This is a genomic window from Sphingomonas bacterium, from assembly GCF_028289855.1.
Classification (GTDB): Bacteria; Pseudomonadota; Alphaproteobacteria; order Sphingomonadales; family Sphingomonadaceae; genus Sphingomonas.
Genome location: NZ_JAQGKZ010000042.1, coordinates 1 through 7400, shown reverse-complemented (window position 1 = coordinate 7400; position 7400 = coordinate 1). Strand labels below are relative to the sequence as shown.

Genomic DNA, 7400 nt, shown 5'->3' with positions numbered 1-7400 from the left:
GCACCCAGGACCTCGACACGAGCTTGCTCGACCGCGTCGAACACCGCGCGCGCCGCCATATCGCGCGGCGCGAGATGCGCATGCAGGCCAGCATCATGAAGCCTGAGCTTCAGGGCAAAGGCATCCGCCATGCCCCGGGCTTCAGCCACCTGCGCGGCCGGCAGGTTATGGACGGGCAGGGGCAGGTTGATGCGCTTGCCGGATTCGGAGTGCGCGACGGCGCTGAACCCGAGTTCCACCTCGGGCTCGTCGGCCAGCGCGCGCGACGCGCCGCCGAGCACGGCCTTGAAGCGATCGAGGGGGGTGTCAACTGCCACGGTAGACGGTTACGCCGCCCCCACCACGCTCTCCGGCAAGTCTTTGCCGAACACCCGCTGGTAATATTCCGCCACCAATGCCCGCTCAGCCTCATCGCATTTGTTGAGGAACGACAGGCGGAACGCGAAGCCGACATCGTCGAAGATCATCGCGTTCTGCGCCCAGGTGATCACCGTGCGCGGGCTCATCACGGTCGAGATGTCGCCGTTGATGAACCCCTTGCGGGTCAGATCCGCGACGCGGACCATGTTGTCGACCACCGCCTTGCCCTCGGGCTTGTCATATTCGCCCGATTTGGCGAGCACGATCTGCGCCTCAACGGCTGCCGGCAGATAGTTGAGCGTGACGACGATGTTCCAGCGGTCCATCTGGCCCTGGTTGATCGCCTGCGTGCCGTGATAGAGTCCACTGGTGTCGCCTAGGCCCACCGTGTTGGCGGTCGAGAACAGCCGGAAATAGGGGTTCGGCCGAATCACGCGGTTCTGGTCGAGCAGGGTCAGCTTGCCCTCGGTCTCCAGCACGCGCTGGATCACGAACATCACGTCGGGGCGGCCGGCATCGTATTCGTCGAACACCAGGGCGGTCGGGGTCTGCAGCGCCCAAGGCAATAGCCCCTCGCGGAATTCGGTGACTTGCTGACCGTCGCGCAGCACGATCGCATCGCGCCCGATCAAGTCGATCCGGCTGATATGCGCGTCGAGGTTGATGCGGATGCACGGCCAGTTGAGCCGCGCCGCGACCTGTTCGATGTGCGTCGACTTGCCGGTGCCGTGATAGCCCTGGACCATTACACGGCGATTGTGCGCGAAGCCCGCCAGGATCGCCAGCGTGGTGTCGCCGTCGAAGACATAAGCGGGGTCGAGGTCGGGCACGCGCTCGTCGGCCTCGCTGAACGCCGGCACTTGCATGTCGGAGTCGATCCCGAACAGCTCGCGCACCGACTTCATCTGGTCGGGCGCGTCGAGGATCGTCGTCTCGCGGCTGTCGGGCTGCGTATTCGGGATGTCGGTCATCTTGCTTCCTTCGCGCGCTCTCCTAACCGCACGGGTGGCGCGAAGTCGAGACTCGTTGTGCAATGCAACGCGTCAGAGCGCGATCTTCTCCGGGAGCGCGAACAGATCGACAAAGCGTTGCGCGACAGCGAAATCGCCCGCCACCGCCAGCCCACCGCCGATGCCATCGGATGACAACGGCAGCTTGCCGTAAATGGTGTGGCGCATCGCCAGCGTGTCGCCGGTGAAGATGACGTCGGCATCGAGCGGCTCGCCGCGCGTTATCGCGATACCGCCATCGGCAACCCGCGCGACGAAAGCGTCGTTCGGAAAGTCGAATGCCACGGTCATTGCGACATCGGACGCCCGCGCCGGGTCAATCAGCGTGCGCAGCGACGTCATCGCCGACGCGGTCGACATGAACGCCATCGGGTCGTGCCGCGGCGAGCGCGCCGCCCAGCGCCCCATCTCGCGGATCGTTATCTCCGCCTCGCGGCCCCAATCGGTTAGGTCGTACACCTGAACGTTGGCCGGGGACGGCAGCCGGCGGCGCACCAGGATCCCCGCCTCCTCCAGGCTTTCGAGGCGCTGGGTGAGCACATTTGCACTGATTCCGGGCAAGTTCGCCTTGATCTCACCGAACCGGCGCGGGCCGTAGATCAGCTCGCGGATCACCAGCAGCGACCAGCGCTCCCCGACGAATTCTAACGCCAAAGCGGTACCGCACGCATCGTCATACCAACGCTTCGCCGCAGTTTTTGCCGAGTCGGTCACTTTTTCTAACTTCATGGTTGTTTTTTATAACTCAATCGCGCAGACAATGCAAACAGCGATTCGCAAGCCGGAGTTTTGAGGATGACCAAACCGACCATCACCGCGTTCGACTGGGTGCCGCCGTTTGCGGAAGGCCAAGTCCGCGACCTGCGCGTGCGCTGGGCGCTCGAGGAAGCCGGCCAGGCCTACGATGTGCTCTATCTGAGCCAGGGCGAACAGAAAGAGGCATCGCATCGCGCGCGCCAGCCGTTCGGACAAGTGCCGACGCTGGAGGACGGCGAACTGACCTTGTTCGAATCCGGCGCGATCGTTCAACACGTCGCGGAGACATACGGCAAACTGCTGCCCGACGATCGTGACGCGCGGGCGCGCGCGATCGAATGGATGTTCGCCGCGCTCAACTCGGTCGAGCCGTCGATCATGGACCTGTCGTTCGTGACGGTGTTCGAGGCCGACAAGCCGTGGTCGGCGATGCGGCGCGCGTCGGTCGAGGAGCGGATCCACGGGCGGTTGAAGGACCTGTCCGCCCGGCTGGGCGACAAGACCTGGCTCGACGGCGACACCTTCACCGCGGGCGACTTGTTGATGGTCAGCGTGCTGCGCATCCTGATCGACCAGGGCTTTGTCGAAACCTACGACAATCTCGCCGCCTACATGCACCGCGGCATCGCCCGGCCTGCCTTCCAGAAGGCGCTGGCCGACCAGATGGCCGGGTTCACTGGCGAGCCACCCGAATGGTATGCCGCCTGGGCGGAAAAGCAGAAACAAGGAGAGACGGCATGAGCTATTTTCAAGGTTTCGTGATCCCGGTGCCGGAGGGCAAGAAACAGGCCTATCTCGACCTGGCGATCAAGGTCTCGCCGATGTTCGCCGAATTCGGCGCGACGCGCACGGTCGAATGCTGGGAGGAAAGCGTGCCCGACGGCAAGCGCACCGACCTGCGCCGCGCGGTCAACGCCGAGCCCGGCGAGAAGATCGTCTATTCTTGGGTCTGGTGGCCGGACAAGGCGACCTGCGACGCGGCGGCCGCCAAGATGATGGCCGACGAGCGGATGCAACCTGACGACGACATGCCGTTCGACGGGAAGCGGATGATCTATGCCGGGTTCGACGCGGCGTATGACAGCGGCGACGGCGGCAAGTTCGGCTATGTCGATGCGATCGTCGCCCCGGCACCGGATGACCGCGCGGGATATGCCGAGAACGCCGCAAAGCTCGACGCTTTCTTCATCCGCGAAGGCGCGCTGCGCACCGTCGATGGCTGGGGCGCGGATGTGCCCGACGGCAAGGTTACCGATTTCAAGCAGGCGGTCGCTGCTGAACCGGGCGAGCAAGTCGTGTTTGGCTGGATCGAATGGCCCGACAAGGCGACGCGCGACGCCGCCTTCGCCAAGGTGATGCAGGACCCGGAAATGCAGGCGATCAAGCCCGCGTTCGACATGCAACGCGCGATTTTCGGCGGCTTCGTGCCGATCCTCGACACCGATCACGACTGACAACCAAATCCTCAGGAGAGATACGATGCCCAATCCCGAAGGCACGCCGATCTGGTACGAACTGATCACCGCCGATCCGCTGGCGTCCAAGAAATTCTACGACCATGTCATCGGTTGGACGATCGATCCCGACCCGATGAGCCCCGAAATGGATTATCGCGGGATCGCCACATCGGATGGCGGCCAGGTCGGCGGCGTGATGCGGCTGTCCGACGACATGGCGGCGAATGGCGGCAAGCCGACCTGGCTATTCTACATTGGCGTCGACGACGTTGATGCTTCGGCCGAGAAGGTCAAGGCAAACGGCGGTGCGGTTCACATGCCGGCATGGGACATTCCCGGCGTTGGCCGGATCGCGATGGTCGCCGACCCGCAGGGCATCCCCTTCTACATCATGCGCGGCGCGAGCGATCAGAACAGCACGGCGTGGGACCGGATGGGCATGGGCAAGTGCAACTGGAACGAGCTCAACACGCCCGATCAGGCAAGCGCGAACAAATTCTACGCCGACACGTTCGGCTGGACCTATCCCGACAAGATGTCGATGGGTGAGATGGGCGACTACATCTTCATCGACGCCGCCGGGCAGACGATCGGCGCGACGATGACGGTCCAGCCCCACGATTCGGCGGGCTGGCGCTTCTATTTCCGCACCCCCGACATCGAGGACACCGCGAAGAAGGTCGGCGAGGCCGGCGGCACCGTGCTGGCGGGGCCGATGGACGTCCCGGGCGGCGACCGCATCATCGTTGCGACGGATTCCCACGGCGTCGTGTTCGGCGCGGTCGGCCCGGGCAATCAATAATTCGGAATAGAAGGAGAGAGAAAATGGCAAACAAGATGACCACGTGCCTGTGGTTCGACAAAGGCCAGGCCCGCGAGGCGGCCGAATTCTATGCGGCGACCTTCCCCGACAGCTTTGTCGGCAAAGGGAACGACTCGCCGAACGACAATCCCAGCGCGAAGGCGGGCGACGAGCTGACGGTCGAATTCACCGTGTGCGGCCAGCCCTTCGTTGGGCTCAATGGCGGCCCGCATTTCAAGCCCAACGAAGCGGTCAGCTTCACGGTGCTGACCGACGACCAGGAAGAGACCGACCGCTATTGGAACGCGATCACCGGTAATGGCGGTCAGGAAAGCATGTGCGGCTGGTGCAAGGATCGCTGGGGCTTTTCGTGGCAGATCACGCCGCGCGTGCTGATCGAGGCGACAACCGATTCCGACAAAGCGGCAGCCAAGCGCGCGATGGATGCGATGATGACGATGAAGAAGATCGACATCGCCACGATCGAGGCCGCGCGCGCCGGCGAGCTGGTCGCGTGAGCCAGCCGGCGCACGAACTCGCGATCGAACGCACGTTCGCCGTACCGCGCGACGCGGTGTGGCGCGCGGTCGTCGATCACTTCACCGAATGGTGGTGCCCGCGCCCATGGACGTCGGAAATCGTCGCACTCGACTGGAAGAGCGGCGGGCGCTTCTCGATAACGATGCACGGCCCCGATGGCGAGACGCATCCAGGCGACGGCGTGTTGCTGGAGGTGGTGCCGGGCGAGCGGTTCACCTTCACCAACATGCTCGACGCCGCCTGGAACCCGCAGGATGCGCAGCCGGTCGGCATCGTCGGCACGTTCGAATTCGCCGATGCCGGCGACGGACGGACGGCGTTCCGTTCGAGCGCACGCCACTGGAGCGAAGCGAGCCGCAAGGCGCATGCCGAGATGGGCTTTGCCGAAGGCTGGGGCGTCTGCGCCGACCAGCTCGAGGAAGTTGCAAGGAAGCTGGCAGAGACCGCCGATGCGTAGGATCATCGGCGCGGTCTTCCAGTCGCTCGACGGCGTCATGCAAGCGCCGGGTGGGCCGAGCGAGGATCCGACCGGCGGCTTCGATCAGGGCGGCTGGCAGTTCAAATTCCCCGACCCGGCAGCCGACGAGACGCTCGGCCCGCTGCTCGACGGCGACTATGACCTGCTGCTCGGACGGCGCACCTACGACATCTTCGCCGCCTTCTGGCCCTATGTCGAAGGCGACGAGGCGGCGATCGGCGAGGCGTTCACCCGCGCGGGGAAATATGTGCTGACCCGCGGCAGCCAGCCGCTCGAGTGGGAGAACAGCCATCGCCTATCGAGCATCGACAACGTCGCGTCCCTGAAGGCCGGCGAGGGCCCCGAGCTCAGGATCTGGGGATCGAGCACGATCTATCCCGGCCTGCTCGCGGCGGGGCTGATCGACCGGCTGGTGCTGATGACCTACCCGCTGACACTCGGGAAGGGCAAACGGCTGTTCGGCGACGGCACGCCGCCGGGCGCGCTCAACATGGTCGATCACAAGGTAACGCCCGCCGGCACTGTGGTGGCGACCTACGAGCCCGCCGGACCGATCCCCACCGAGGCCCCTGCGCAACCCGCGCCGAGCACCAGCGCGCGCGAGGCGGAACGCCAGCGCAAGATGAAGGACGGCAGCTGGTAGCCATCACGTCGCGCTATCTCTGACGCGCGCCAGCGGTTAATCGGGCGGGGATGACCAGTCGTCCCCGCCCGTTTCTTGTTGCGATCCTGATTGGGCTGGTGGCGGAGATTTTGTTCCTGTGGGGCGTCGCCACGCCGCACGGACTGGTGTTCGACGAAATCCACTACGTCCCTGCCGCGCGTGCATTGCTTGCGCTGCAAGCGCCGCTCAACACCGAGCATCCGCTGCTCGCCAAGGAATTCATCGCCGCCGGGATCGCGCTGTTCGGCGACAACAGTCTAGGCTGGCGATTCTTTTCGACGATCGCGAGCGCCACGACGGTGATGGGCGTGTTCGCAATCCTGTGGCTGCTCTTCGGCCGGATGCGGCCCGCGATGATCGGCGTGGGGTTGGCACTGCTGAACTTCACGATCTACGTCCAGGCGCGGATCGCGATGCTCGACGGGTTCCTGGCGGCGTTCACGGTGCTGGCGGTCGCGGCGATGCTGTGGGCGATGACCGCGCCGCCGGGAAAGGCATGGCCGCGCTGGGTGCTGAGCGCGGTCCTGTTCGGTCTGGCGGTCGCCGCCAAATGGGTAGCGGCGCCGTATTTGGCTTTTGCCGGGATCGCCTTCCTCATCGTCCGCTGGCGCGATGCACGTACGGCGAAACGGCCGCTCGCCGCGATGCTGTCGGGCAAGGATCAGCCGCATTGGCCCGGCCTGCCGGCGATTCCTGCGCTCGCGGCCTTCGGGCTGATCGCCATCGCGGTCTATTTCCTGACCTTCCTCCCGGCCTTTTTCTACCACGACGATCCGATGACGCTGGCCGGCTTGCTGCCGCTCCAGGTCAAGATGTACGCACAGCAAACCCAGGTCCTGCCACACCATACCTATCAGTCGAGCTGGTGGAGCTGGCCGCTGATGATCCGGCCGATCTGGTATTTCTATGAGCCCGCCGACGGCGCGATGCGCGGCATCCTGATGCTCGGCAACCCGGCGATCCTGTGGGGCGGGCTGGTCGCGGTCGCAGCGTGCCTGTGGGGCGGCATGCGCGCGCGCGACGGGCGATTGCTGGTCGCCGGTAGCCTGTGGATCGCGAGCTATCTGCCCTGGGTGATCATCCCGAAATCGCTCGGATTCTTCTATTATTACTATCTGCCGACGATCGCGCTGCCGATCGCGATCGCCGCCGCGTTCGACCGCTACGCCAAGGGCAGACTGATCTATTGGGACGAGGGTTTCATGGTGATGTGCTTCGGGTTGGCGGTCTATTTCTTCCCGATCCTGTCCGCCGCGCCGTTGCCCAACGAGCAGGCGTTCGCGCACTGGATGTGGTTCTCCAGCTGGCCGTAGCGAAATAGCGAACGCTATTT

The 7400-nt window shown here is 64.9% G+C and carries 9 protein-coding genes and 1 pseudogene; 7 read left to right on the top strand and 3 right to left on the bottom strand.

From position 1 onward, the window contains the following. The 3 genes and pseudogenes from JWM94_RS03930 to JWM94_RS03920 all read right to left on the bottom strand — a co-directional run. Window positions 1-317 (bottom strand): annotated as a pseudogene (locus tag JWM94_RS03930) (cobaltochelatase subunit CobT); the annotation flags it as partial. Between the two features lie 9 nt (window positions 318-326). Beyond that, complete coding sequence (gene cobS / locus JWM94_RS03925; protein ID WP_299422088.1) at window positions 327-1331, bottom strand: cobaltochelatase subunit CobS; 1005 nt, start codon at window positions 1329-1331, stop codon at window positions 327-329. Window positions 1332-1403: 72 nt separating this feature from the next. Then, the gene (locus tag JWM94_RS03920; RefSeq protein WP_299422086.1) at window positions 1404-2099 is read right to left on the bottom strand and encodes a helix-turn-helix domain-containing protein; all 696 of its coding nucleotides are present in this window, start codon (window positions 2097-2099) and stop codon (window positions 1404-1406) included. A 66-nt stretch (window positions 2100-2165) separates the two neighbouring features. Here JWM94_RS03920 and JWM94_RS03915 point away from each other — a divergent pair, with 66 nt between their 5' ends. From JWM94_RS03915 to JWM94_RS03880, 7 genes are read left to right on the top strand one after another with little or no spacing between them, the layout of a single operon-like run. Then, window positions 2166-2867 (top strand): glutathione S-transferase family protein, encoded by a 702-nt coding sequence (locus tag JWM94_RS03915; RefSeq protein ID WP_299422085.1) that lies wholly within the window; start codon window positions 2166-2168, stop codon window positions 2865-2867. Further along, window positions 2864-3580 carry a DUF1428 domain-containing protein gene (locus JWM94_RS16095; RefSeq protein WP_367185863.1) on the top strand — a complete coding sequence of 239 codons (717 nt, stop codon included), beginning with the start codon at window positions 2864-2866 and terminating at the stop codon, window positions 3578-3580. Before JWM94_RS03915 ends, JWM94_RS16095 begins: the two co-directional genes overlap by 4 nt. Window positions 3581-3605: 25 nt before the next feature. Then, entirely contained in the window at window positions 3606-4385 is a 780-nt protein-coding gene (locus JWM94_RS03900) for a VOC family protein (RefSeq protein ID WP_299422083.1), read from the top strand. A gap of 23 nt (window positions 4386-4408) precedes the next feature. Continuing rightward, window positions 4409-4903, top strand: coding sequence for a VOC family protein (locus tag JWM94_RS03895; protein WP_299422080.1), 495 nt, complete (start codon window positions 4409-4411; stop codon window positions 4901-4903). Further along, window positions 4900-5382: an SRPBCC domain-containing protein gene (locus JWM94_RS03890; protein ID WP_299422077.1), complete on the top strand. Its 483-nt coding sequence runs from the start codon at window positions 4900-4902 to the stop codon at window positions 5380-5382. Before JWM94_RS03895 ends, JWM94_RS03890 begins: the two co-directional genes overlap by 4 nt. Then, on the top strand, window positions 5375-6046 hold the full coding sequence (locus tag JWM94_RS03885; RefSeq protein ID WP_299422074.1) for a dihydrofolate reductase family protein: 672 nt from the start codon (window positions 5375-5377) through the stop codon (window positions 6044-6046). Before JWM94_RS03890 ends, JWM94_RS03885 begins: the two co-directional genes overlap by 8 nt. 50 nt (window positions 6047-6096) lie before the next feature. Beyond that, a complete protein-coding gene (locus JWM94_RS03880; RefSeq protein ID WP_299422071.1) occupies window positions 6097-7380 on the top strand; it encodes a phospholipid carrier-dependent glycosyltransferase in 1284 nt (427 codons plus the stop codon). The last annotated feature ends 20 nt before the right edge of the window (window positions 7381-7400 follow it).

Excerpts from the sequence above, each read along its gene's own strand:
- cobS (WP_299422088.1), bottom strand. The coding sequence starts at position 1,331 with ATGACCGACATCCCGAATACGCAGCCCGACAGCCGCGAGACGACGATC.
- JWM94_RS03880 (WP_299422071.1), top strand. The coding sequence starts at position 6,097 with ATGACCAGTCGTCCCCGCCCGTTTCTTGTTGCGATCCTGATTGGGCTG.
- JWM94_RS03885 (WP_299422074.1), top strand. The coding sequence starts at position 5,375 with ATGCGTAGGATCATCGGCGCGGTCTTCCAGTCGCTCGACGGCGTCATG.
- JWM94_RS03895 (WP_299422080.1), top strand. The coding sequence starts at position 4,409 with ATGGCAAACAAGATGACCACGTGCCTGTGGTTCGACAAAGGCCAGGCC.
- JWM94_RS03920 (WP_299422086.1), bottom strand. The coding sequence starts at position 2,099 with ATGAAGTTAGAAAAAGTGACCGACTCGGCAAAAACTGCGGCGAAGCGT.
- JWM94_RS16095 (WP_367185863.1), top strand. The coding sequence starts at position 2,864 with ATGAGCTATTTTCAAGGTTTCGTGATCCCGGTGCCGGAGGGCAAGAAA.
- JWM94_RS03915 (WP_299422085.1), top strand. The coding sequence starts at position 2,166 with ATGACCAAACCGACCATCACCGCGTTCGACTGGGTGCCGCCGTTTGCG.
- JWM94_RS03900 (WP_299422083.1), top strand. The coding sequence starts at position 3,606 with ATGCCCAATCCCGAAGGCACGCCGATCTGGTACGAACTGATCACCGCC.